This window comes from Motiliproteus sediminis (assembly GCF_017912535.1).
Lineage (GTDB): Bacteria > Pseudomonadota > Gammaproteobacteria > Pseudomonadales > Balneatricaceae > Motiliproteus > Motiliproteus sediminis.
The window spans coordinates 205,123-228,468 of the sequence record NZ_JAERQK010000002.1; the positions used below are offsets into that span (position 1 = coordinate 205,123).

25 protein-coding genes are annotated in these 23,346 nt (G+C 60.8%); 8 read left to right on the top strand and 17 right to left on the bottom strand.

Annotated elements, in window-relative coordinates:
- Positions 1-78 precede the first annotated feature (78 nt).
- The gene (gene gcvA / locus JJQ76_RS05385) at positions 79-978 is read right to left on the bottom strand and encodes a transcriptional regulator GcvA (protein ID WP_210395696.1); all 900 of its coding nucleotides are present in this window, start codon (positions 976-978) and stop codon (positions 79-81) included.
- Positions 979-1,177: 199 nt separating this feature from the next.
- Between gcvA and JJQ76_RS05390 the strand changes: the two genes are divergently transcribed.
- The 6 genes from JJQ76_RS05390 to JJQ76_RS05415 all read left to right on the top strand — a co-directional run bounded on the left by JJQ76_RS05390 (position 1,178) and on the right by JJQ76_RS05415 (position 8,022).
- The gene (locus tag JJQ76_RS05390) at positions 1,178-1,369 is read left to right on the top strand and encodes a hypothetical protein (RefSeq protein WP_210395697.1); all 192 of its coding nucleotides are present in this window, start codon (positions 1,178-1,180) and stop codon (positions 1,367-1,369) included.
- Between the two features lie 208 nt (positions 1,370-1,577).
- Positions 1,578-2,000 carry a rhodanese-like domain-containing protein gene (locus tag JJQ76_RS05395; RefSeq protein ID WP_210395698.1) on the top strand — a complete coding sequence of 141 codons (423 nt, stop codon included), beginning with the start codon at positions 1,578-1,580 and terminating at the stop codon, positions 1,998-2,000.
- Positions 2,001-2,106: 106 nt separating this feature from the next.
- On the top strand, positions 2,107-3,963 hold the full coding sequence (locus tag JJQ76_RS05400) for a methyl-accepting chemotaxis protein (RefSeq protein WP_210395699.1): 1,857 nt from the start codon (positions 2,107-2,109) through the stop codon (positions 3,961-3,963).
- 164 nt (positions 3,964-4,127) lie between these two features.
- Entirely contained in the window at positions 4,128-5,360 is a 1,233-nt protein-coding gene (locus JJQ76_RS05405) for a GGDEF domain-containing protein (RefSeq protein WP_210395700.1), read from the top strand.
- Positions 5,361-7,328, top strand: coding sequence for a bifunctional tRNA (5-methylaminomethyl-2-thiouridine)(34)-methyltransferase MnmC2/FAD-dependent 5-carboxymethylaminomethyl-2-thiouridine(34) oxidoreductase MnmC1 (gene mnmC, locus JJQ76_RS05410; RefSeq protein WP_210395701.1), 1,968 nt, complete (start codon positions 5,361-5,363; stop codon positions 7,326-7,328). It abuts the gene before it with no gap.
- Between the two features lie 40 nt (positions 7,329-7,368).
- Entirely contained in the window at positions 7,369-8,022 is a 654-nt protein-coding gene (locus JJQ76_RS05415) for a CBS domain-containing protein (RefSeq protein ID WP_210395702.1), read from the top strand.
- On the opposite strand, the gene JJQ76_RS05420 is transcribed toward JJQ76_RS05415, so the two are convergent.
- The 9 genes from JJQ76_RS05420 to ccmA form a co-directional block, all read right to left on the bottom strand.
- Complete coding sequence (locus JJQ76_RS05420) at positions 8,019-8,672, bottom strand: DUF4126 domain-containing protein (protein ID WP_210395703.1); 654 nt, start codon at positions 8,670-8,672, stop codon at positions 8,019-8,021. The genes JJQ76_RS05415 and JJQ76_RS05420 overlap by 4 nt on opposite strands.
- Before the next feature lie 114 nt (positions 8,673-8,786).
- Entirely contained in the window at positions 8,787-8,996 is a 210-nt protein-coding gene (locus JJQ76_RS05425) for a YheU family protein (protein WP_210395704.1), read from the bottom strand.
- A 2-nt stretch (positions 8,997-8,998) separates the two neighbouring features.
- Positions 8,999-11,020, bottom strand: coding sequence for an NAD-dependent DNA ligase LigA (gene ligA / locus JJQ76_RS05430; RefSeq protein ID WP_210395705.1), 2,022 nt, complete (start codon positions 11,018-11,020; stop codon positions 8,999-9,001).
- 26 nt (positions 11,021-11,046) lie between these two features.
- Positions 11,047-12,795, bottom strand: a complete 1,749-nt coding sequence (zipA, locus tag JJQ76_RS05435; protein WP_210395706.1) for a cell division protein ZipA — start codon at positions 12,793-12,795, stop codon at positions 11,047-11,049.
- Between the two features lie 51 nt (positions 12,796-12,846).
- Positions 12,847-13,335, bottom strand: a complete 489-nt coding sequence (locus JJQ76_RS05440) for a cytochrome c-type biogenesis protein (RefSeq protein WP_281411955.1) — start codon at positions 13,333-13,335, stop codon at positions 12,847-12,849.
- Complete coding sequence (gene ccmD, locus JJQ76_RS05445) at positions 13,332-13,532, bottom strand: heme exporter protein CcmD (protein WP_210395707.1); 201 nt, start codon at positions 13,530-13,532, stop codon at positions 13,332-13,334. The genes JJQ76_RS05440 and ccmD overlap by 4 nt, the downstream gene beginning before the upstream one ends.
- Positions 13,532-14,287 (bottom strand): heme ABC transporter permease, encoded by a 756-nt coding sequence (locus tag JJQ76_RS05450; protein ID WP_281411956.1) that lies wholly within the window; start codon positions 14,285-14,287, stop codon positions 13,532-13,534. The genes ccmD and JJQ76_RS05450 overlap by 1 nt, the downstream gene beginning before the upstream one ends.
- Positions 14,288-14,297: 10 nt before the next feature.
- Positions 14,298-14,996, bottom strand: a complete 699-nt coding sequence (ccmB, locus tag JJQ76_RS05455; RefSeq protein ID WP_210395708.1) for a heme exporter protein CcmB — start codon at positions 14,994-14,996, stop codon at positions 14,298-14,300.
- Positions 14,993-15,628 (bottom strand): cytochrome c biogenesis heme-transporting ATPase CcmA, encoded by a 636-nt coding sequence (gene ccmA / locus JJQ76_RS05460; protein WP_210395709.1) that lies wholly within the window; start codon positions 15,626-15,628, stop codon positions 14,993-14,995. Before ccmA ends, ccmB begins: the two co-directional genes overlap by 4 nt.
- Before the next feature lie 146 nt (positions 15,629-15,774).
- Between ccmA and fliK the strand changes: the two genes are divergently transcribed.
- Positions 15,775-17,736, top strand: a complete 1,962-nt coding sequence (gene fliK, locus JJQ76_RS05465; RefSeq protein WP_210395710.1) for a flagellar hook-length control protein FliK — start codon at positions 15,775-15,777, stop codon at positions 17,734-17,736.
- The gene (locus JJQ76_RS05470; protein ID WP_210395711.1) at positions 17,736-18,020 is read left to right on the top strand and encodes an EscU/YscU/HrcU family type III secretion system export apparatus switch protein; all 285 of its coding nucleotides are present in this window, start codon (positions 17,736-17,738) and stop codon (positions 18,018-18,020) included. The genes fliK and JJQ76_RS05470 overlap by 1 nt, the downstream gene beginning before the upstream one ends.
- On the opposite strand, the gene JJQ76_RS05475 is transcribed toward JJQ76_RS05470, so the two are convergent.
- From JJQ76_RS05475 to JJQ76_RS05505, 7 genes are read right to left on the bottom strand one after another with little or no spacing between them, the layout of a single operon-like run.
- Complete coding sequence (locus JJQ76_RS05475; protein ID WP_210395712.1) at positions 17,991-18,410, bottom strand: DUF2802 domain-containing protein; 420 nt, start codon at positions 18,408-18,410, stop codon at positions 17,991-17,993. The two genes, JJQ76_RS05470 and JJQ76_RS05475, sit on opposite strands and share 30 nt — an antisense overlap.
- An 11-nt stretch (positions 18,411-18,421) precedes the next feature.
- Positions 18,422-18,901: a chemotaxis protein CheW gene (locus tag JJQ76_RS05480; protein WP_210395713.1), complete on the bottom strand. Its 480-nt coding sequence runs from the start codon at positions 18,899-18,901 to the stop codon at positions 18,422-18,424.
- A 56-nt stretch (positions 18,902-18,957) separates the two neighbouring features.
- Positions 18,958-19,713, bottom strand: a complete 756-nt coding sequence (locus JJQ76_RS05485; protein WP_210395714.1) for a chemotaxis protein CheW — start codon at positions 19,711-19,713, stop codon at positions 18,958-18,960.
- 10 nt (positions 19,714-19,723) lie between these two features.
- Positions 19,724-20,527, bottom strand: a complete 804-nt coding sequence (locus tag JJQ76_RS05490) for a ParA family protein (protein ID WP_210395715.1) — start codon at positions 20,525-20,527, stop codon at positions 19,724-19,726.
- A gap of 18 nt (positions 20,528-20,545) precedes the next feature.
- A complete protein-coding gene (gene motD, locus JJQ76_RS05495; RefSeq protein ID WP_210395716.1) occupies positions 20,546-21,451 on the bottom strand; it encodes a flagellar motor protein MotD in 906 nt (301 codons plus the stop codon).
- A 12-nt stretch (positions 21,452-21,463) separates the two neighbouring features.
- Positions 21,464-22,204: a flagellar motor protein gene (locus JJQ76_RS05500; protein ID WP_210395717.1), complete on the bottom strand. Its 741-nt coding sequence runs from the start codon at positions 22,202-22,204 to the stop codon at positions 21,464-21,466.
- Positions 22,204-23,340, bottom strand: a complete 1,137-nt coding sequence (locus tag JJQ76_RS05505) for a protein-glutamate methylesterase/protein-glutamine glutaminase (protein WP_210395718.1) — start codon at positions 23,338-23,340, stop codon at positions 22,204-22,206. Before JJQ76_RS05505 ends, JJQ76_RS05500 begins: the two co-directional genes overlap by 1 nt.
- Between the last annotated feature and the right edge of the window lie 6 nt (positions 23,341-23,346).

The following is a 23,346-nucleotide window of genomic DNA, read 5'->3' on the forward strand; positions in this document are numbered from 1 at the left end:
CGCACAATAGAGTTCATTATGGCGCGTCAGTTCCCGCTGGCAACCATCAATCAGCGGTCAACGACATCTGGCAAGGCGCTATACCCGTTCGTCAGCCTGCTGCAGAGCGTCAATGATCCAGTCCCGAAAAACCGTAGCACTGTAGCTAAGCGGTTGATCTTCAGGCCATACCAGATAGAAGGCGGAATGGGTATCAAGGGATATATCAAAGGGCACCACCAACTCGCCCTGCTTCAACTCTTTAGTGACCAAGTGGCGGTCAGCCAGCGCGATCCCCAGCCCCTCGACCGCGGCACCGGTGGCCAGCGAGGTGCTGGAAAAGCGCAGATCCTTGCCAAAGCCGGCCTCATCGATGCCGGCAGACCGCAGCCAGGCACGCCACTCATCCATGCGGGTGCTGACATGAATCAGGGTATGGCTGCGCATATCGGCGGGCTTGCGCAGCGGGTTCTTGCCGTTCTGCAGCCGCGGACTGCACACCGGCACCACCGACATCCCGAGAAGAAAATGGGCCTCCAGACCAGGCCAGTCACCGCGACCGAAGCGTACCGCCAGGTCGATATCGCTGCTGTTGAAGTCAACGTTCCCCATCGACGCGCTCAGACGCAGTTCGACGTCGGGAAACTGCTCCTGAAACTGCCCCAGACGCGGCATCAGCCAGCGGGTCAGGAACGCCGGCGCCACACTCAAGGTGACCGCACCGGCGTTGGGGTTGGCAAGCAGGCGACGGGTGGCCGCATCGATCTCGTCCAGCGCATGCTGAATCGGCGCGAGATACTTTTCCCCACTGGGAGTCAGTTCCACCCGGCGCTTGTTGCGCCGAAACAGCTTGAGATCCAGAAACTGCTCCAGCGATTTGATCTGGTGACTGATCGCCGATGGCGTAACGAACAGTTCTTCCGCCGCCGCATTAAAACTACCGTGACGGGCAGCCACTTCAAATGCGCGCAGGGCGTTCAGCGGAGGTAGGCGGCGCATAAAACCCTCTTTGTTGAGTTTTTCTAATCATTCGACTGAAAAAGCATCGTTTGCTTGAATCCATTGCAGATCCTAACATGCCCTCCAACAACAACGAAACAGCGCCAACAAGGGCGCAACAGCAATCGACAGTTTGAGCAACAGTATTAAAGCCTGAGCCAACTGCCGACTAACCGTTGAGAAAAATTAGGAGCAAATCATGTCTATCGAACAACTGAAACTGACCGAAGCCGGCACTATCGATCTGGCCTTCTACCAGCGCCAAGGCGAACTGGCCCGCGCCGAAGCGATGCGTGAACTTGTTGCCCAATTGGGGCGTGCGACCAAGCGCCTGTTCAAGCTTCGCATCATCCGCTTCGATCACAGCGACCTCTTTCGCCACGCGCACTGATGCAGCGCTAACTCCCGCCGGGGGCTCCGCCCCCTCGGCCATCTTCTTGCCTCTGCCGGTAAGCCATTGCCGACACCCACGCCACCACCGCCCACTTATTTAAAGACCGGACAAAAAGGACAACTATTGTCTTAGGTCAAATTCTTATTTCGCTATTCCGCATAGAATGCATCGCTATTGATCAAATAAACATCAGGAGCGATGTATCATGAAGAAGCTGTTCTCCCCCCTCTTTGCCCTTGTAGCCCTGTTCACCTTCGCAACCGCCCAAGCGGCCGAACTGCAACCGGAAACTATCGACGCGGCCAAAACCATCAGTGCAGAAGAGCTGCTGGATCTGGTAGACCAGCTGGACGATCTGGTAATCATCGATGCCCGCGGCCAGGGTGATTACGACAAGGGCCACATCCCGGACGTTGTTCGAATCAAGAATGACGACGTGACCGCTGACTCCCTGGCAGCCGCCGTACCCAGCAAGAACACCCCGGTCGTATTCTACTGCAACGGCGTCAAGTGCGGCCGCAGTGCCGACGCAGCGAGCAAAGCCAAAGCCGCCGGCTACACTAACCTGTTCTGGTTCCGTGGCGGCATCGCCGAGTGGCAGGAGAAAGGCTACCCGGTCGAGATGTAACTCAGACCCATCGTTCTCATGCTTCACAGGGGCCAGGCACGGCCCCTTCTTCACGGATGGCTGCAGGGAGGCACACCCTCAACGCGTATAACGCCGGGTGGTTGATATGCAATTAAAGAACTTCTCCATCAAGTCCGTCACCATCGGACTTTTGTGCGTTGTCGGCCTGCTGTCGATGGCGACCTCGGTATACCTCGGCCAACGCTCCTTCGATGCCGCGGTGGAATCACAACAAAACACCCTGTCGCGCGTGCTGAAAGTTGCCGCCGAAGAGGTGATGCTGCAGGTGAGCGAACTGGCCCAAGAGATGGGCGCTGTTATCGCCAAGAACAAAGATGTTCGCAACGCGGTTAAAAAAGGCGACTCCAGCGCACTGCCTGCCCTGCTGGACAACTACTACGCCCAGCATTACGTCACTGGCAGCGTGGTCGAGCTGGCCAAAGTCCGCGCTTACGACAAACAGGGCCGTTTTATTGGCCAGTCCAGCGAAGGGGAGCAGGGGCTGGCAAAAGCACTGCCGCCGCAGATGGCCAGCGAACTCAGTAGCCGCGAAGGCGGTGATCGGATGAAACTGATTCTGCACCACTGGGCACAGAACGGCGACAGCTACTACAGCGCCCTGGTCCCCACCGGCGGACTGCGCCTGGCTGGCTATGTCGAGGTTGTCCTCAAGCCTGATCACAACCTCGCCAAGGTTGAAGAGCTGATGCATGCGCCGATCCGCCTGACCACCCAGTCCGGCGAGGAACGCTTCCGCAGCGAAGCCTGGGACAGCATTCTGGCAGCGGGTGAATCCTTTGAAGTGACCTACGAACTGGTGGGCGACAACGGCGCCAATGGCATTCATCTGGCCGCGCTGGAAAATAACGCCGCGTTTATGGCCACAGCTCGCAGTAACGAGCTGATGGGTATCGGCATCATGCTCGCCATTATCATCGTTTCGGTCTCTCTGGCGATACTGCTGCTGCAGCGACAGGTATTCCGCCCGATGGCCCACATCGAAGCGGAGATGCAGCACTGCGCCAACGGTGACCTGACCCGCGACGTCGCCGCCGAAGGCCTGCGTGACACCCGCGCCATGGCTACGGCACTGCAAAACCTGGTGATAAAACTGCGCGAACAGGTTCTGCAGATCGACGCCAGCGCCAAGGAGGTAGCCCTGTCGAGCCAGCATATCTCCACGGTATCGGAACAGACCCGCAACCATTCCGACCTGCAAAAACAGGAGATGGAGCAGTCTGCGACCGCCATCAACGAGATGACAACAGCTTCGGCCGACGTAGCCCAGAGCGCGCAGAGCGCCGACAGCGCCGCGCACCGCACGCAACAGGTGGCTGACGAAGGCGTGGCCGTGGTCGAAGCCTCGATGCAAATGGTCAGCGCCTTGGCCGACGAGGTATCCCGGGCTTCGTCCTCCATCGGCGAACTGGCCGGTGACGTAGAGAATATCAGCTCCATTCTGGATGTCATTCGCGGCATTGCCGAACAGACCAACCTACTGGCACTGAACGCGGCGATTGAAGCCGCCCGTGCCGGCGAACAAGGGCGCGGATTTGCCGTGGTCGCAGACGAGGTGCGCAATCTTGCAGCCCGCACCCAAGCTTCGACCCAGGAGATCCAGGCCATGATCGAGCGCTTGCAGCAGGGAACACGTGCCGCGGTAACGGTGATGAACAGCAGCTCCGAGCAAGCCCAGGCCAGCGTGGATCAGATCCATCGTGCCGGTGATGCCCTGCATGCCATCAAAGGCTCGACCGACGAAATTTCGCTGGCCAACACCCAGATCGCCAGCGCCGCGGAGGAGCAAAGCGCCGTGGCCGAGGAGATCAACCGCAGCATTGACTCGGTCAAGGATGCGGCGATCGAGCTGGCTGCCGGCTGCATCCAGATGTCCGGGGCGTCCAGCGAACTCAACCATGCATCGTCACGGTTGCAACAGCTGGTTGCCCAGTTCCGCACTTAAGCCACTAAACCGAAGCGCCACGCGCGCTTCGGTTTATTTTTCCAAGACGTTCGCTTCATGGCGCTGGCTTATCGCCGCCAGTTGCTGCAAAATTACCCGCCAAACAAGATCAATAACAATTCCAGCTGTTGCTACAGGCAACGCCCCATTGGCGAGCGCATAGTTTGAACATTCAGAGTGAGGCCCACAGCGGCGAAGCACAGAGCCCAGCACCCGGCGGTGACGCTGTGGTCGTGACTGCTGTCGACAACACCGGAGAGCGACGACGCCAACACCGCGCCAGCAGTAACAAAACTGCCTTTCTGCAGCAGCTGAAGCAGGAGTATTTCTACGACATCCTGCGGGCTCGTTCCCACTCTCGCCATTTTCGCCACACCCGGGCGCAGACCATCAGCAACCGCGTGCGCACCCTGGCCTTCCTGCTAGGCGTGCTGATCCCCGCCTGGATAACCATCGATACCCTATACCTGAGCGGCAGCGAGCTATTCTTTATCTCCCTGCTGCGCCTGGCCACCGGTGGTGCCCTGCTGGGACTGGCCTTCTGGCGAAGCGAGAGTCACAGCTTGCACCTGTCACGGGTTAAACTGGCGGCGCTGGTGCTGATCTCTTCGCTGTTCCACACCGTTGCCCACCTTTATCTCAATGCCAGCGGCACGGGCATCCCTCCGGGTTACCACTTCTTCCCCTTCATGATCATAACTCTGGGGGCTATCTTCCCGCTGACGATCATGGAGGGTGGGTGGCTGGCACTGTTCATCACCGCCACCCATCTGGGCACCGCAGCCTACGAGGGAGAGCTGACCACACTGCAGACTCTCAACGATATCTGGCTGCTGGTGCTGCTGGCCCTGATCACCGGCTGGGCCGCGCTGACCCAGCTCACCATGATGATGCGTCTTTACCGCCAGGCCCATCGCGACCCTCTCACCGGGCTTGCCAACCGCCGTTCGATTGTCGCCTATCTGGAGCGGGAGGTACTGCATAGCAGGGAGCATGACGTTGCGCTTAGCCTGATGCTGCTGGATCTGGACAAGTTCAAACGCATCAATGATACCCACGGCCATGCCGCTGGCGACGAGGTTCTCAAAACCTTCGCCAGCCTGCTGGTATCACAGTCCCGTGAAGAGGACCTGGTCGGGCGTTATGGTGGTGAAGAGTTTCTGATGATCCTCAGCGGCACCCCCAAGAGCGGGGCGCACCAGATTGCCGAACGCCTGCGCAGCGCCTGCCATCAACAACGGGTGATAATACCGGCCGGCGAAGCACTGCAGTTCACTACCAGTATTGGCGTGGCCGAACTGAACCAGGACGAAAGCATCGAACAGATGCTAAAACGGGTCGATGACGCGCTGTACGCCGCCAAGGGAGGTGGTCGCGACCGGGTGGTTATCGCCTGAATGACACCGCACTATTCTCCTCCTCGCGTCGCTGAACTGGACTGGAGCGCGGATGGACTGCCGCGCTCGCGCACCTTTGACGATGTATATTTCTCCCCCGGCGACGGCCTGGAAGAAACCCGCTACGTTTACCTGCAACACAATAACCTGCCACAACGCTGGCACGACCCCGGACTGCGCCACTTCACCGTTGCCGAAACCGGTTTCGGTACCGGGCTCAACTTTCTCGCGACCTGGCAGCAATGGCGCCAACACGCGCCACCCGCCGCCCGACTCGACTACCTGTCGGTGGAAAAGTACCCGCTGGCGCCGCGAGACCTGGCACGCGCCCTCGCCCTGTGGCCGCCGCTGAATGAGCTAAGCCAACAGCTACTGACCGCCTACCCGCTGCCGACCGCAGGCTATCATCGTCTCAGTTTTGATCAGGGCCGGGTCGTCCTTACCCTGATGATTGGTGACGCCGAACACCACTTCCAACAGCAGGACAGCCAGGTCGACGCCTGGTTTCTGGATGGTTTCACACCGACCAGAAATCCTGACATCTGGACCCCGGAGCTGTTCGCAGCGGTGGGTCGGCTCAGCCGGCCTGGCACCACGGTGGCTACCTTCACCGCCGCATCCAGTATCCGCAAGCAGCTACAGAACACAGGCTTTGAAACCCGTATTGCGGCCGGGTTTGGCCCCAAGCGCCACATGCTTCACGGTGAATTCATCGCCCCGCCGCAACCGCGCAAAGCCCGCTGGTATCAGCCCCCTGCGGTTATCCCGCCGCAACGCGTGGTGGTGATCGGTGCTGGTATCGCCGGTGCCAGCACCGCACGAGCGCTGGCCGAGCGCGGCATCGCGGTGGAGGTGATTGACCGCGGCCCCGCACCCGGCAGTGAGGGCTCTGGGAATCCGCAAGGTGTGCTCTACGTCAAACTCCCGGCGGCGCCCACACCACAGAGCCGCATTCACCTCACCGGCTATGCCGCTACCCTGTCGATCCTGCAATCTCTTCATCTTGACCCGGAGATTTGGCAACCTTGCGGGGTACTGCAGCTGCCGCCCGAGCAACGCGAACAGCAGCGTCAGCAGACGCTGCTTAACAGCGGTCACTATCCCGAGCAGCTGGTTCGCGGGGTCGGCCAGGCGGAAGCCTCGGCGTTGGCCGGCGTCGAGCTGAACCACGGCGGGTTATGGTTTCCGAGCGGCGGCTGGATCGCGCCAGCCAAGCTCTGCGCCAGACTGCTGGAACACCCACGAATCAGCTCCTGCTTCAACGCCGAAGTAACCCACCTTGAGCGCGCCGATGCGACGTGGCAGCTGTACGACCGCAACCATGGGTTGCTGACCAGCGCAACCGCCGTAGTAGTCGCCTGCGCGGCCAGCAGCCGCGCCTTCACCCCGCTGTCAGGCCTGCCCTTGAAGTCGATACGCGGTCAGGTCAGTTTTGGTGACAGCACCAACGCCCCCCCGCTGAACACGGTGCTGTGCGGCAAGGGCTACGTCAGCCCGCCCCACCAAGGTCGCTACTGTTTTGGTGCCACCTTCACCCTGCACCAGCAGACTCCCGAGCTGCTGGAAGCCGACCACCAGCACAACCTCGATCACTTGAGTGAACTCAGTCCTGCGCTGGGCATGGCACTGCGCCAACAAACCCGCCTGGAGGGGCGTACCGGCTTTCGCTGCGCCACCCCCGACTACTTGCCGCTGGCCGGTCCGGTCGCTGCCACCGACGCTTTTACCGCCGCTTACGCTGCCCTGCGGCACGACGCCAAATCTGAACCGGAGCAAGCCCCTCCGCTACTGGAGGGGCTCTATGTCAACCTGGGCCATGGATCTAAAGGGCTGGTGACCGCCCCGCTGTGCGGCGAGCTGGTCGCCGCACAGATCACCGCAACACCTCTACCCCTGGAACAGGAGCTCATCCCCTACCTGCACCCGGCCCGTTTTCTGATCAAGGATTTGAAAAGACGGGCGATATAGGGGATAACCACTTAAGCAACAGGTTATCGGGACATACAGCATGGCGCTCGTCATAGTCGACCACGGTTATCGGATTCAGACGCCGGTGAAATTTTCTCGCCGCGGTGTCGAGGGTATGACGCAGCTGCAGCGCGCACGCACCCTGCCACCCAATGACCGCCGGGTAAACGCGCCGGATTACGACAACCGCCCCAGCGGCCATGAGACTCCCGTCGCTCGCCAGGCTCGCCAGGCCTACAACCAGACCGCCAAACTGACCGAACCAGGCCAGACCCGCCGGCGAATTACCGTCGCCAAGGTGATGACCGCCCCGGTTTACACCATCAAGCAAGGGGTGAGCCTCGACGAGGCCTGGGCACAGATGCAGGAGCACCGGGTACACCAACTGGCGGTGGTCAACGACGACGGCATGCTGTTCGGGTTACTGTCAGACCGGGACCTGCTGACCCGCACCAGCCCACTGGCGCAAACCGGGCCGGTCTCCAACGCAGCCGACATTGAGGGCTGTTACCAGACCCAGCTGATCGTGGCCACACCGGACACCGAAGCACGGCTGGTGGCTCTGGTGCTGCTGGAAAAACACACCAACGCGGTGCCGGTTCTATCGGATGCCGGAGAGCTGGTCGGCATCGTCACCCGCAGCGACCTGCTCCACCTGATCGGCAACGATCCAGACTTCGAAAACTGGGCCTAACTGCCGGGAGGAAGCTGCCGGGGCGCTGACTGCGCAGCCTCTTTATCACCACCAAACAAGCGCCACAGAAAGCCAAACACCCGCTTGATACCACGCAGCACCTTGGGCAACAGCCACGCCAGCAGTATCAGGAAGAGCACCAACGCCGCCAGAAACCAGTAGGGGTGATTCAGCGCAGCCCAGACACCGGCAAATACCGCCACATCTTCACTCACTGATGCGGTCCAGTTAGTAACCGGTTCCGGCGAGGTGTTGATCATCACCCGCCCCCCCGCCTTGAGCGCATGTGAACCCGCTGCCAAGCTACCACCCACCAGTGCCGCGGCCACCTCTACCGCCATATTGACGTCGCCAACCGCACCCGCAGCCAGCGCTGCGCCGGCGGGTATCCGCACAAAAGTGTGCAAGGTGTCCCAACCGGTATCCACTCCCGGTACCTTGTCGGCAAAAAACTCCACCGCGTACATCAGCCCCGCCGCCATGATCACCAGCGGGTCGCCCACCACCTCCAGCCCCGGTGGCAACTGGATATGCCCCATGTTGGAGAGCACTCCCAGAGTGAGCAGACAGGCATAGAGGTTGATGCCACTAGCCCAACCGACCCCCATGGTCAGCGCAATGGTGGCGATAATCTGATCAAGATGTTCCATGGTGCGACTCCTGCAGGGGAGCGATAACGGGCGACTGGAGCGCAGCGCGACCGCAGGCCAATGATGAAGGGATTATAGACTTCGAACCCGGAGGGTCGGGAAAGTGCCCAGAGGCTATCCGGAGCGACGCTCCAGGGTGCAGCTCTGCAGATAACTGTCGAACAGGATTACCGCCTCACCGCATTCCAGCTGCCGCCGCACCTGGGCCACCTTGTCGTCAAGGCTGTAGTCCTGGTGGCCGTAGTCGGTACCTTCGCGGGTAACGAACTCCTCAATCAGCCCATCGAGCGCCTCGGGACTGAGCTCACGCCAGGGAATCTCCATGATCAGCCCTCCAGCAGCGCCAACAACCCGGCCTCGTCGAGCACCGGAATGCCTAGCTCTTCGGCTTTTTTCAACTTGGAGCCGGCGCCCGGACCAGCCACCACGCAATCCGTCTTGGCCGAGACACTGCCGGCTACCTTGGCACCCAACTCCTGTAACCGCGCTTTGGCGTCGTTGCGGCTCATCACCTCCAGCGTTCCGGTCAGCACATAGGTTTTGCCGGCCAGCGGCTGGGTGTCGGCGCCAGGCGCCTCGATGGCGGGCCAATGTACCCCAGCGGCTCTCAGCGCGGCGATCACTTCCAGATTATGAGGCTGCTGGAAAAACACGGCGATGTGCTGTGCCACCACCGGCCCCACATCGGGCACCGCCAATAACGCGCCCTCATCGGCCGTCTGAATCGCCTCCAGCTCGCCGAAGTGCTGCGCCAGCGTGCGTGCCGTTGCCTCGCCGACTTCGCGAATCCCCAAAGCGTAGAGGAAGCGCGGCAAGGTGGTCGCTTTGCTGGCCTCGATCGCCGCCAGCAAATTGTCTGCGGACTTGTCGCCCATCCGCTCCAGCCCCGCCACCTGCGGGTGCTGCAGCGAGAACAGGTCAGGCAGGTTCTGCACCAGCCCCTTATCCACCAGCAGCTCTACCAGCCGGTCACCCAGACCGTCAATATCCAGCGCCTTGCGCGAGGCGAAATGCTTGATAGCCTCCTTGCGCTGCGCGCCACAGCTGACCCCGCCACTGCAGCGCGCTGCGGCTTCCCCTTCGGCCCGTTCAACCGCCGCGCCGCACACCGGGCAGGAGCGCGGCAGCTCAACCGGACAGGCATCCGCCGGACGGCGTGCCTCGACCACGCTGACCACCTGGGGGATAACGTCTCCGGCGCGGCGAATAATCACGGTGTCGCCGATCATCACGCCCAGGCGTTCGACCTCATCCATGTTGTGCAGGGTGGCATTACTGACGGTAACGCCGCCGACAAACACCGGCTTCAGCCGCGCAACCGGGGTCACCGCACCGGTGCGGCCCACCTGAAACTCCACTCCCAGCAGTTCAGTCATCTCCTCCTGTGCCGGGAACTTGTGCGCAATCGCCCAGCGCGGCGCACGGGAGACAAACCCCAGCCGTTGCTGCAACGCCAGCTCATCCACCTTGAACACGATACCGTCAATCTCGTAAGGCAACTCATTGCGCTTTGCACCGAGCCGTTGGTAGTAATCAAGGCAGGCTTCAACCCCCTCAACCACCGCCATTTCGGCGTTGATCCGCAGGCCCCACTGCTGCAGTTGATAGAGAATTTCGCTATGGGTTGGCGGTAATCCTCCTCCCTCAGCCAGACCCACGCTGTAGGCGCACATCTCCAGCTTGCGCGACGCGGTAATCCGGGCATCCAATTGCCGCAAGCTGCCGGCCGCCGCATTACGGGGGTTGACGAAGGTTTTGCTGCCCTCGGCGCGAGCACGCTCGTTAAGCGCCTCGAAGCTGGCCTTGGGCATGTAGATTTCGCCGCGGACCTCCAGACGTTGCGGCCAACCGCCGCCACGCAGCTTGAGCGGTATCGAGTCGATGGTGCGCACGTTTTGGGTGATATCCTCACCGGTGCTGCCATCCCCGCGGGTGGCACCGCGCACCAGTACACCCTGTTCGTAAAGCAAACTGACCGCCGAGCCATCCAGTTTGGGTTCACAGGCGTAAATCACGGGCTGCTCCGCAGCCAGCCCCAGACGCTCATGCACCCGGCGATCAAAATCACGCAGATCAGCGGCATCGAAAGCGTTGTCCAGCGACAGCATCGGCACTTCGTGCGCCACCGAATCGAACGCGGCCAACGGGGTCGCACCCACCCGCTGGGTAGGAGAATCGGCACTGACCAGCTCCGGGTGGGCCTGTTCCAACCGGCGTAATTGCGCCATCAGGCGATCATATTCGGCATCCGGTACGCTGGGCTCATCCAGCACGTAGTAGCGGTAGTTATGCTCGTCTATCTGCTCGCGCAGGGTCACGATCTGCTGGCGAAGGGCCGGCTCGGTCATGAAAGCGTCCTTAGGATGGGGTCGATTCAGGCCCGGCGGGCCAGACGACGTCGTTCGAAATCGCGGATTTTGTGACGATAATGCTCGATCGTCTGGGTACGCAGACTACTGCGGTGTTCGTCGCGCAGATCACCCTCCAGATTATCCGCCACGCACTGGGCGGTGGCGAGCATGCAATCAAACGCTTCCATCAGCTTGCTGGGCTCTGACATGGTCAGGAAGAAGGTCACGCCGGGGGTGGTAAAGTCCTTCGCCACGTCAGGTTCAAAAGTGCCGGGGTGGACTGCATTTACCATGCTGAACTGGACCGGGCCCTCGCCGTTGTCCTGCTCGTGACGGTGGAAAATGCTCATCTTGCCGAAGGTCAGCCCGCAGGCCTCCACCAGCTTGAACAACATGGCGCCACTGAACGGCTCATAGCGTGCCATTACCGTGATCACCAATACCTCATCCGGTGCTGGCGCCGGCTCACGCTTAGGCTTGCTCTTGTCGGTGCGCGTCGCCCCGCTCTTGCGCGTCGAAGCGCTGGCAGCCGGGGGCTCCGGAGCCAGATCCGGGAACTGTTCGAAGAAGTTGGTCTGCACCTCAGGGCGCGGACGACGGCGGCGCTCGCGCTTGGATTGCTTGCTGACTGGCGGGGTAGCGCCAGGATCGGCCTTGGCTCCGGCCTCAGCGTCTGCCTCGGCACCCGGTATGGAGGGCGCTGGCGTAACCACCTCCACCGCCGGCCCCAGATCGCCATCCGGCAGCATTTCGGCAGCCGCCAGCTCCGTATCGACAGACAGAGTGTCCGTCGCATCCGCCCCAGTATCCTCAGCCGAAGCATCAGCGGCCAACTTTCGCGCCTGCTCGGCCAGTAGTTCAGGGATAGGACGGTTCAGGTCCAACCCCCCGTCCGCGGCCGGAACCACGGCCCGCACAGCCGGCGCGTCAGCGGTGCTGGTACTCTCGTCACTGCCCGGTTCACGCTCCGCTGTCGCAGACCCGTCAGGGTTGCGGCACGAATCATCAGCCAGGGTCGACTGCGATTCGTCGAGAGCGGAATCGGCAGCTATAACCGAACGATCAGCGCCAGCAGAAGAAGCCTCGGCGCAGGTCTCGGCATCGGCAGAGGTTGGGACCGACGAGGCTAACGCCTCCGGGGCGAGCTCAAGGTCAGCAACGGCATCGTCAGCGCACGGCTGATGCCGGGAGTCGTCATCAGCGCTGATGACGCGGGCAGGCCCCAGAACGCCGTCATCATCACCGAAATCGTCAGCTTCATGGGCGATTTCCGACAGAGGGCGAGCCTGATCCGCAGCGGTAGCCGTCCCCGGACTGACAGGGTCAGACTCGGGCTCATCCCGCGGCGCAGTGGGCCCGGTCGCATCACTTGCGGCGGCACGACTGCGCGCGTCACCCAGATAGGCGCCGGCGCCTTCACCCACGCCTTGCAGGCTTCCCGACAGCAGAATATCGACATCGTCCTCCGCGGTGGCGGCGCTCCGGGGTTCATGGAGCGATGGCTCTGCGCGGTCGGCAGACGCATTGACTGCGCCCAGCAGGTCATCGTCATTGAATGATGGCTCACGGTGCTCCTTCGGTGCGAGACCGCTGTCGGCCTTCACCACCCGCACCTCACCGATATCGTCGCTACCGTATTCGGGCAGATCCTTGAACTTATCGTCGATCTTGAGTTGCAGACGATTACGGTTACGAATGCGACGGAAAGCGTCGGCGCCGACACCGATCAGTACCAAAATCCCGACTACGATCAGCCAATCACGCCATTCCATAATTAACCCGCCACGTTTCGTCCATCAGTCAGCGCCCGCTCGCCGGCGCGGTTAAGCTTTGTCGTTGTCGTGCAACAGTTTTTGCAGCCGCTCGCGGTCTACGGCGCTTTTGTTGACCGCGCCGGATTTGGATCGACTACGGCTACGGCTAACCGCTACCACCACCAGACCACCAATCACCAGCAGCGCCACCGGACCGTACCACAACAACGCGGTGCTGCTGTCATTGCGCGGACGGTAGTTAACAAAATCGCCATAGCGGGCCACCATGAATTCGACCACGCTTTCAGTCGATTCGCCCTGCTGGACCATTTCGTAGATCTTTTCCCGCATATCTTTGGCAATGGGCGCATTGGAATCAGCCAGATTCTGGTTCTGACACTTGGGGCAGCGCAGCTCCGCTGTCAGCACCTTGAACTGTTCGCGCATCGCCTCGTCACGAAACTCATACGCTTCAATCGCCGCTGACGCCACCGTTGACCCCAGCCCGAGGGTCAGCAGAAGCAGCGTCTGCAGCACCAGGTTGACACGCTGTTTCATGGGCGAGATCCCTCCTGTTCGGCCATCTGCCGTTCACGACGCAGGCGCCGACCTTGTTGATTGAAGAAGTTCCGGGATTTCAGCAGTGGGCTGATAATGTTGAAACTTAAAATTGTGATGGCAATACCGTAGCAGAGCCAGACATAGAGCCCATGGCCGCCCATGGCGATAAAGTCAGAGAAACTGTCGAAATACATCAGCGCGCCTCCACCAGATCACGGACCCAACCACTGCGCTTTTCGCGCTCCAAAATCTCCGCCCGAGTGCGCAACATCAAACTGACCGCAAAGAAACAGTAGAACCCGATCACCATTATCAGCAGCGGTATCCACATATCCGCTGGCATCGCCGGCTTTTCAGTAACCTTGAAGGTCGACGTCTGGTGCAGGGTGTTCCACCACTCCACCGAGTACTTGATGATGGGAATATTAACCACCCCGACCAGCGATAGCACCGCCCCGGCTTTACCGGCGTTGATCTCGTTGTCGATGGCATGATGCAGCGAATAGACGCCAATAAACAGGAACAACAGGATCAACATCGACGTCAGGCGCGCATCCCATACCCACCAGGTCCCCCAGGTCGGCTTGCCCCAGATAGCGCCGGTGGCCAGTGCCAGAACCGCCAGCGTTGCGCCCAGCGGAGCGCAGCTTTTGGCCACCATATCCGCCACCTTCATCTTCCAGATCAGGCTGATCGCTCCCGCTACCGCCATCAGCATGTAGCAGGACTGGGCCAGTACCGCCGACGGCACATGGACGTAGATGATGCGGAAACTATTACCTTGCTGATAGTCTTCAGGCGCAAACGCCAGTCCCCAGACGGCACCGACAACCAGCAGCAGCGCGGCCACAATCGCAAAACCGGGTAGCAGTTTACCGGTTATCTCGTAGCACCAGCGGGGAGATCCCAGCTGATAGAACCACTTGGGCATTTTCCAAGATTTCGCCATGAATTCGCTCTTAATTGCTCACACTGATTCGAAGACCCGCAGCCACCGCCAACGGGGTTAACACCACACCCAAGGCCAGTATAGCGCCGAGTATCGCCAGATAGCCGCCGATGGGCAAACCTGTAGACGCCGCCTGTACCGCCCCGGTTCCAAAAATAAGCACCGGGATATAGAGCGGCAGCACCAGCAAGGTGATCAACACCCCGCCCTTACGCAACCCGACCGTCAGTGCGGCGCCAATGGCTCCGATGAGGCTGAGAGTCGGAGTTCCCAGCAGCAGACTGAAAATCAGCGCCGACATCCCTTCGCCCGGCAGATACAACATTACTCCCAACAGCGGCGCCAAAATCGTCAACGGCAACCCGCTGACAGTCCAGTGAGCGACAACCTTGGCCAGCACCAGCAACGCCAGTGGCTGTGGGCTGAGTAACATCTGCTCCAGCGAACCATCATCAAAATCGGAACGAAACAGGCTATCCATCGACAGCAACGTCGCCAACAGGGCCGCCACCCAGACCACTCCGGCTGCCACTTGCGACAGAAATTCAGGCTCGGGACTGACCCCCAACGGGAACAGCGTCGCCACCATCAGGAAAAACATCAACGGACTGATCAGATCGTTGCGGCGCCGGTAAGCCAGCAGCAGGTCGCGCCTGAGGGTAATCCAGAACACTCGGGTAAGGGAGATATCCACGCTGGGTTCGCTCATCTAGGTATCTCCCCGCCCAGAGCGAGCTGGCGCACGTTATCCCGAATAGCGAGCTCGTGGTGAGTGGTGAGAATCACACTGCCGCCCTTGGCGGCATGCGCCGCGATCAACGCTTCTTTTTCAGCGACGCCGCGCTTGTCAATGGCAGTAAAGGGTTCATCCAGCACCCACAGGGGCGCTTCACTGAAGTACAACCGTGCCAAGCTGACCCGGCGATTCTGGCCCGCAGACAACGAGTGGCAGGGAACATCCTCATAACCACGCAGCCCCACCTTGGCGAGGGCTTCGTGAACACCTTCGATCCGGGTCAATGGATGCACCGCGCAGTACCAGCGCAGGTTCTCTTCGGCGGTGAGCGTTGCCTTGACCCCCGGCAAGTGACCGAAGTAGAGCATGGACGCACGGAAGTCGTCGCGCACATCACTCATCGGCTCGCCCTTCCAGCTCAACTCCCCTTCAAATGCGGTGGAGAGCCCCGCCAGAATCCGAAGCAAAGTGGTCTTGCCGCTGCCGTTAGGTCCTTCGACCTGCAGTATTTCACCGGCATTCAAGGTAAAGCTGAGCTGCTCGAACAACACCCGTTCGTCTCGCTCGCAGAACAGGTTGTTCGCCTCTAACAGGGGTGTCGACAAAACCGGGGGCCCTTGTTCGCATTCGCAAATGGAGATGGCTACGCTTTCTTCGTGCCGCAAATCAGCGCATTATACGGGGAATTGGACCGTGACAGAACCCTGAAACCGGCAGGTCGCGCCGCCTTTCAGGTCACCGGAGTGGCCTCTTGATCGAGCAACTGAACGTCACCAATGTACAAAAACTGAGCGCCGAGCTGACCACCGGCTTCGATCGGCTGCAAGCGTTGATGCAGATCGGCGAAAGCCGCAGCGCACAGGTCGTGAGTGTGGTTTCGCAGCCGGTGCGCGCGCAGACTCCGGCAGCCAACTCAAACCAGGCTGCCCAGACGCCCAATGCGGCCAGCGCCAGCAGCGAAAACACCCGTACGGGCGTCGCCGAGAATCGTGCCGCGGCCAGCCCTCAGAGTCAGGCAGCCGCCACCGCTTACCGCATTCGGGTACAGCTGCAAGGGCAAATACTGGATCTGGTGTCGGCCAAGCCGTTGCCCGCAGGAACCCAGGTACAGCTGACCCGTACCGGGGCCCAGAATCTGGTGATCCAAGCGCAATCACAACCGGCTCAAAGCCCCCAGAATGCCGCCAATCCTGCCCCTGCGCCATCCACTCCGGCAGGAACCGCGCCGCCAGCTGCACCGAGCACTCCCCCGCCGGGCGCGCGCGCGCCGGCAACCAGCCCCTCAAACAGCACGGTAAGCAACACAGCAGCGGCGCCCACTCGCACGGACCCCGGCCCGCAGCGCCAAGCTGCAACCGACACCGGCGCCGCCCGGCCCGTTGCCGGCGACAGTGGCCAAGCCAGCCGGGTGCAAACCAGCAGCCTGCAGGCGGCGCAACTACAGCAGCTGGCTGCCCTGTTACCCAAGATCGATCAGGCTGTAACCGCTCGGGTGATTCAGAATTTACCGCTCACGACGTCCGGCAACATGCCCCAGCCGCCATCATCCGCGGCTTCGACACCTGCAGCGCCGACATCGCCAGCCGTTGCATCAGCACCGGCCCAGCCCGCGCAACCCCCGCTGCGACCACAACCAACTGCGCCCGCAACAGCCGCACCGATTCGCCCAAACGCTGCATCCCAGCCGTCTCCAGCACCAAGTCCCGCCAACGGGACCACCGCAACGCCGTCAACAGCCACCGTTTCCGCCCCGCAACGCGTCCAACTGAGTATTGGCGGGCAAACACTGGAGGTGCTGGCCCCTCGCCCCATTCCACCCGGAACAGAAGTGCGCATCAGCCGCAGTGCTGACGGCCAGGTCACCCTGCAACTGCCGGCCCCACGGGCGCTGGCGGTCGAAAGCGCACTGCGCCAGCATCTCCCCCGCCAGCAACCACCCGAAGAGTTGTTTAGTCTGCTGAATCAAGTCAGCACCAGCGCCCCGCTGCGCCAAGCCCAACCGCTGCTAATGAGCCTTATCAGCTTACTGCTGGGGCGTACCCTGACCAACCCGTCGCAGCCTGACCCGGAAGGCGTTCGCCAGCAGCTGCAGCAGGGCGGCACGCTGATGGAGGGCAAGCTGGCCCGCGGAGACACCCAAGCGCTACCCCAGGACCAGAAAGCGCTGCTGCTGAAACTGGCCCACCAGCTCCAGCAGCCACAACCTCAAGGGCGCGAACTCCCCGCCACCCTGAGCGACCGCCTCAACCAGCTAACCCAGCGGGCGATCAGTCGCGTGGTCACCAACCAGATCCACAGCCTTGGCCAGGCCGGCGCCAAGGACAGTGACGCAGAACCGGTGCGATCACTGGTGGTCGATCTGCCGGTGCAGGGGCAGCAAGGCCAGCACGAAAACGTTCAGCTCAAGATCACTGACCAGAGCGGGGGCGGGCGCGACGTGCCGGAACAGGAGCGGCGCTGGCAGGTAGAGCTGGCGTTTCAAATGGAGGGGCTACCGCCATTCAATGCTCTGTTGACGCTGGAGAACCAGCAGGTCAATGTGATCTGGAAAGGCGAGGCGGGCGTTCGCTCGCTGCTGCAACCCCACTTGGGAGACCTGCATACCCGTCTGCAGGCTCTGGGCCTTGATGTGGGGGTTATCGGTGTCCGGGAAGGACGCTCTTCTGCAAACACCGGCGGGCGCGACCGCTCACTGATTGACGTAAAAACCTGATGAACAGCCCTCCGCCTATCGCCGTCGCTCTCACCTACGACGAAGAGAGTCCGCCGTTCGTATCCGCCAAAGGGCGAGGCCTGATAGCAGACGAGATCCTGCGCATCGCACGGGAGCACAATATTCTGATTCATGAAGATCCGGCATTGGTGGAGGCGCTGGCACTGCTGGAGCTGGGACAGGAGATACCGGAATCGTTATTTAAAGCGATTGCCGAGGTAATCGCCTTTGCCTACAGCCTGCGTGGAGATGAGTCAGCGCCCGGACTCAAGAGAGGGGGTTGAGCGCACTTCGCGATGAAGCAGCGCCATCAGCTCCGCTTCCGGACGGGCGATGCCACAACTGGAGACCAGATCGTCCACATCGGCCCCCATCTCCATCAGCTTGGCTGCCTGGTTGTAGGCCAGCGCTCCGGGGTCACGGTTTTCGAGCTCCTGCTGTTTTTCAGCGGTGATATTGAGCTTGCGCTCAACCTGTTGAACCCGTTTACCCACTCCGACCGACGCGCTGTTCATCGCCAGAATTTCGTTGCGCAACACATTAATGAGCGCCTCATGGCGGCGCTCCTGCTCCGCAACTTTGCGCCGCAGCCCCCATACCAACAGCATCGCAGTGACAGAAATCACCGCGAACAGGGCAAACAACAGCGGGAAAACAACAGCGCTCAGGTTCATCAAGCAGCCAGTTACAGCATGGCGATTTCTGACCACTCATCGTCAGACATCATCTTGTCGAGCTCTACCAAAATCAGCAGCCGGTTGTCCTTGTGACAAACCCCCTGGATAAACTTGGCGCTCTCTTCAGTACCGACATTGGGGGCTTTCTCAATTTCAGATTGATTGAGGTAAACCACTTCCGACACCGCATCGACCAGAATCCCGACCACCTGGCCGTCGACTTCAATGATGACCACGCGCGTGTTGTCCGTCACCTCGGCGGGCGGCAAGCCAAATCGCTGACGGGTGTCGATAACGGTTACCACGTTGCCGCGCAGGTTGATGATACCAAGCACGTAGGCGGGCGCACCCGGTACAGGTGCGATCTCGCTATAACGCAGCACCTCTTGCACCTGCATCACGTTGATCCCGTACACTTCGTCATCAAGACGAAAGGTTACCCATTGCAGAACCGGATCTTCGGCACCACCGGCCGCTTTGATATCCATGCCATTTTTCCTCAAAGGTTATCCGCGTATTACCATTTTCATCGACGCCTCTCCCGCTAACGGGTGCGGCTGCGGCTCTGCTCCGCCAGCAACTTGACGAAGGCCGCTACATCCATGATGGCACACATATGCTCGATCACCGTGCCCGCCAACCAGGGGCGACGACCGCGATCACTGCGCCAGTTGACCTGATGGGGCTCAAGGGTAACCGCATCGGCCACTTCATGGCACGCCAGTCCCCATTCGCTGTTTTCCATCATGACCACGTATTTCAGTCCCTCACGGGACTCGTCGCTATAGCGCTCCGGCATCACCCAGCGCGCGGTATCGATCACTTTGACTGTACCCTCGGTTTTTGAGGGCAGCAAGCCCATAAACCAGTCCGGCTGGCCGAACAGCGGCGTTAGCTCTTCGTCCATGACCAACACCCCGCCCAACTCCACCAGCGGCACCGCCAGCAACAACCCTGACACCTTGAATAGCAGGCATTCAAAGCGCTGCTGCGCCCAGGGAGGACGCCCGTCAATCCAACTGTCTGCCTCAGGTTCTACCGCGGCCGGCGTGGTCTCGACCACCGGCGGCGAGACCGGTGCAGGCGCTACCACCGGCGGCGCCGGTTTAACCACCGGTTCGGCGGGGCGCGCTCTGATTTCAGTTTTTCGCTCGACCGGGGACTCGACCTTCGCCTCAACGGGCACTTCCTGCTCAATAGCCTGCGAAGTCGCTTCCTGCAGCAGGGTGTTCAGGTACTCCTGAACTGCCTGCTGAGGCGCCAATGCGGTTGGTTTACTGGAACGACTCGGTGCACTCATATCAGAGTTCTCACAACCGCTGTGCCGTGTCAGCGGCTGGTTGCTTTTCCTTCTCCATCAACCAGCGCATCAGCATATTGTATCCCCTCACACCGTGAGTACTGGGGTCCAGCGCGGTTGGCACTATCCCCTGGGTGCTGGCATTACGAAACTTGGTATCGACCGGTATCACGGCCTGCGCAACCTGCTCCGGGTAGGTCTGACGAATGACCCGTAAACTCTGGACCGACGCCTGAGTACGACGGTCAAAAAAGGTGGGCAGTATATAGTATTCCAACTTGTTCTTGCGCGCCCGATTGATCATGGTCAGGGTGCGAACCATACGCTCCAGCCCCTTGATCGCCAGAAACTCCGTCTGCACCGGTACCAGCAATCGCTCGCAAGCAGCCAGCGCATTGACCATCAGCACCCCCAGCACCGGAGGGCTATCAATAATGACGTAATCAAACTGATCCCAGAGACAGGCCAGCGAGCGGGCGATCACCAGCCCCATACCATCACTCCCCACCGACTTGCGCTCCAGTGTGGCCATCGCCGTAGATGCGGGGATCAGGCTGATGCGGTCGTGACTGGTGCTGAGCAGCAACTGCCCCGGCAGCTCGGCATCAACCTTGCCATCATTCTGAAACAGGTCGTAGGCGCTATGTTGCAGGCTATCGGGATCGTAACGGAAGTAACTGGTCAGCGAACCGTGCGGATCCAGATCAAGCACCAGCACATCGAAGCCCTGATCCGCCAGCAGGCCCGCCAGGGTCACCACGGATGTGGTTTTGCCGACGCCACCTTTTTGATTCGCCACCGCCCAGATTCGCACTCTAGTTATCCTCTCCCATCACTGCTCCGGCGCGCCACGGGTAAACAACACCCCGCCCTCTTCAGTCTCGATCCGTTCCACCGGCGCCGCCTGCTCCGCTTCAACCTTTTCGCTGAGAATAGTTTGCACCGCATCTTCACTGATATAGCCGCTGCCATAGCTACTCAGTGCCCGCCGCACCCGCTCATCCCGGGATACAATAATCTTCACCCGACGATTAATCGAGCGGCCCCGCGCGGTGCGATTGCTGACCTTGGGCTGATACTCTCCGTAGCCCACCGCTGCCAAACGTTCAGGGGCAACACCATAATGACTGAGCACCCTGACCACCGCTGCCGCGCGGGCCGCGGATAGCTCCCAGTTAGTAGGGAAGGCACCGTTTTCAATCGGCCGGTTGTCAGTAAATCCCTCAACATGAACGGGATTATCGTACGGCGCGAGCAAGGTTGCCAGCGCTTCCAGGAGCGGATCCGCCGCTTGAACCGGCGTGGCGCTGCCACTGGGAAACAGCAGGTTTGAGCCGATCTCGATCTCCACCCACAATTTGTTGCTGCTGACCGTCAGCTTGCCGTCAGCGATCAGCTCCTGAAAGTGCTTCTTGGCATCGTCGCCGATCTGCTGAAGTTCGCGCCGCTCAGACTCCAGCCCACCCGGCGGCACCGAGGGGGTCTCGCCCAGCAAACCGATATCACGCTGATTAAAGGGTCGCGGGACATCGCCCACCTGAATCGGATCCATACTGAATTCAGCGCCGCGAAAAACGCCGGCAAGCGACTCCGACAATACCCGGTACTTGCCTTCATTAACCGAAGAGATGGAATACATGACCACAAAAAAGGCCAGCAACAGGGTGATGAAGTCGGCGTAGGATACTACCCAGCGCTCGTGGCTGACCTCATCCCGACTTCTACGCCGACGCGCCATGGCTGCACCTAATCACTTGAGATAACCCTCAAGCCGGCTGCGAATAGCCATCGGGTTCTGACCCTCTACGACTGCCAGCAAGCCTTCAAGCATCATCTCCCGATACTGGTACTGACGCAGCACCACACCGCGCAACTTGCTGGAGATAGGAAGCAGAATAAGGTTGGCGAGGCCGACACCGTAAACGGTGGCTACGAAAGCAGTGGCGATACCGGCACCCAACGTCGACGGATCCGCGAGATTGGTCATCACATGGATCAGCCCCAGCACCGCACCGATGATGCCGATGGTCGGCGCATAGCCTCCCATCGCCTCAAAGAAATGCGCTCCCTGCAGGTCACGCTGCTCACGTACGTTCATCTCAACCTCGAGAATATCACGCACCTGTTGCAGTTCAGCGCCGTCAGAAACCAGTTGCAACCCTTTGCGCAGATAATCGTCGTGCTCGGTTTCGGCCATCTTTTCAAGCCCCAACAGACCGAAGCGGCGCGAATGCGCACTCCATCCAACGACCTTATCGATCCCCTCGTAAAAATCGTCCCGGGGTGGCCAAACCACCCAGCGCAGGATTTCCAGGCCGCGCTGCACATCGACCAGAGAGGTTTGGAGCAGGCCAGCACCAAGGGTCCCACCAAATACGATGACCGCGGCAGCCCCGTTAAGCAGCGTATCGACATGGCCGCCTTCAAGCATGTTGCCGCCAAAAATGGCGGCCAGTCCGATAACAATTCCGAGCAGGCTGAGGCGATCCATCAGTTACCGGTCACCGCTTGCAACGTAGCACTGACGTCGTTGAGATCGAGGATGTAATCGGCCAGCTCAGCCTGAATAATGGCTTGCGGCATACCGAAAATAACGCAACTCTCTTCATTCTGCGCCCAGACCTGCGAACCGTTACGCTTGAGCATCCGCGCACCCTCGCGCCCATCAGCCCCCATACCCGTGAGCACAATACCCAACACTTTAGCGCCCAACTCTCGGGCCGCCGACCCAAAGGTCACATCAACACTGGGTTTGTAGTTCAGCCGCTCGTCACCGTCGACGATACGGACACGCCCGCCCCCTCTCGCTTCCACCAGCATCTGCTGCCCGCCGGGAGCCAGCAGTGCCAGCCCTGGTCGCAGCATGTCGCCATCTTGCGCTTCGCGCACACTGATCTGGCACTGTTGATTGAGGCGTTCGGCAAAGGCTCCGGTAAACGCTTTGGGCATGTGCTGAACGATCAGAATGGGCTTGGGGAAAGAGGACGGCAACTGAGTCAGTATCTTCTGTACCGCCACCGGCCCTCCAGTGGAGGTACCGATAATTACCAGACCGCACTTACTCCCCGCCAACGAGCCCGCAGCCGGACCATCGCGACGCGGCGCACTGCGCGTCGGGCGTGAAGCAGCAGGAGCGGGCGCCGCCGCCGGCTGCCGCGATGACAACGGTGCCACTGCCGGTTTTGCGGCACTGGGAGGCGGGGGCGCTGAACGGGCCAGACCACCCATTCGCGTGCGGGAGACGGCCAAAATCCGTTCAATCAGGACCTGCTCCAGCTTGCCTTTGCCGGGCGCCATCTGCTCATAGCTCTTGGGCAGAAAGTCGACCGCTCCGGCATCGAGCGCCTCCAGGGTAATGCGGGCTCCCTCGTAAGTGAGCGAGGAGAACATCAGCACCGGCGTCGGTGTGGAGCGCATGATCTCGGCCAGCGCAGCAATCCCATTCATCACCGGCATTTCATAGTCCATGGTGATGACATCAGGCTTCAGTTCGCGGGTCTTGTCGATAGCCACGCGGCCATTTTCGGCGGTGCCCACCAGCTCAACACGGGGATCACTGTTCAGAATCGCCGCGACCCGCTGACGGAAGAACGCCGAATCATCGACCACCAAAACCTTTACCGGCATGTCACA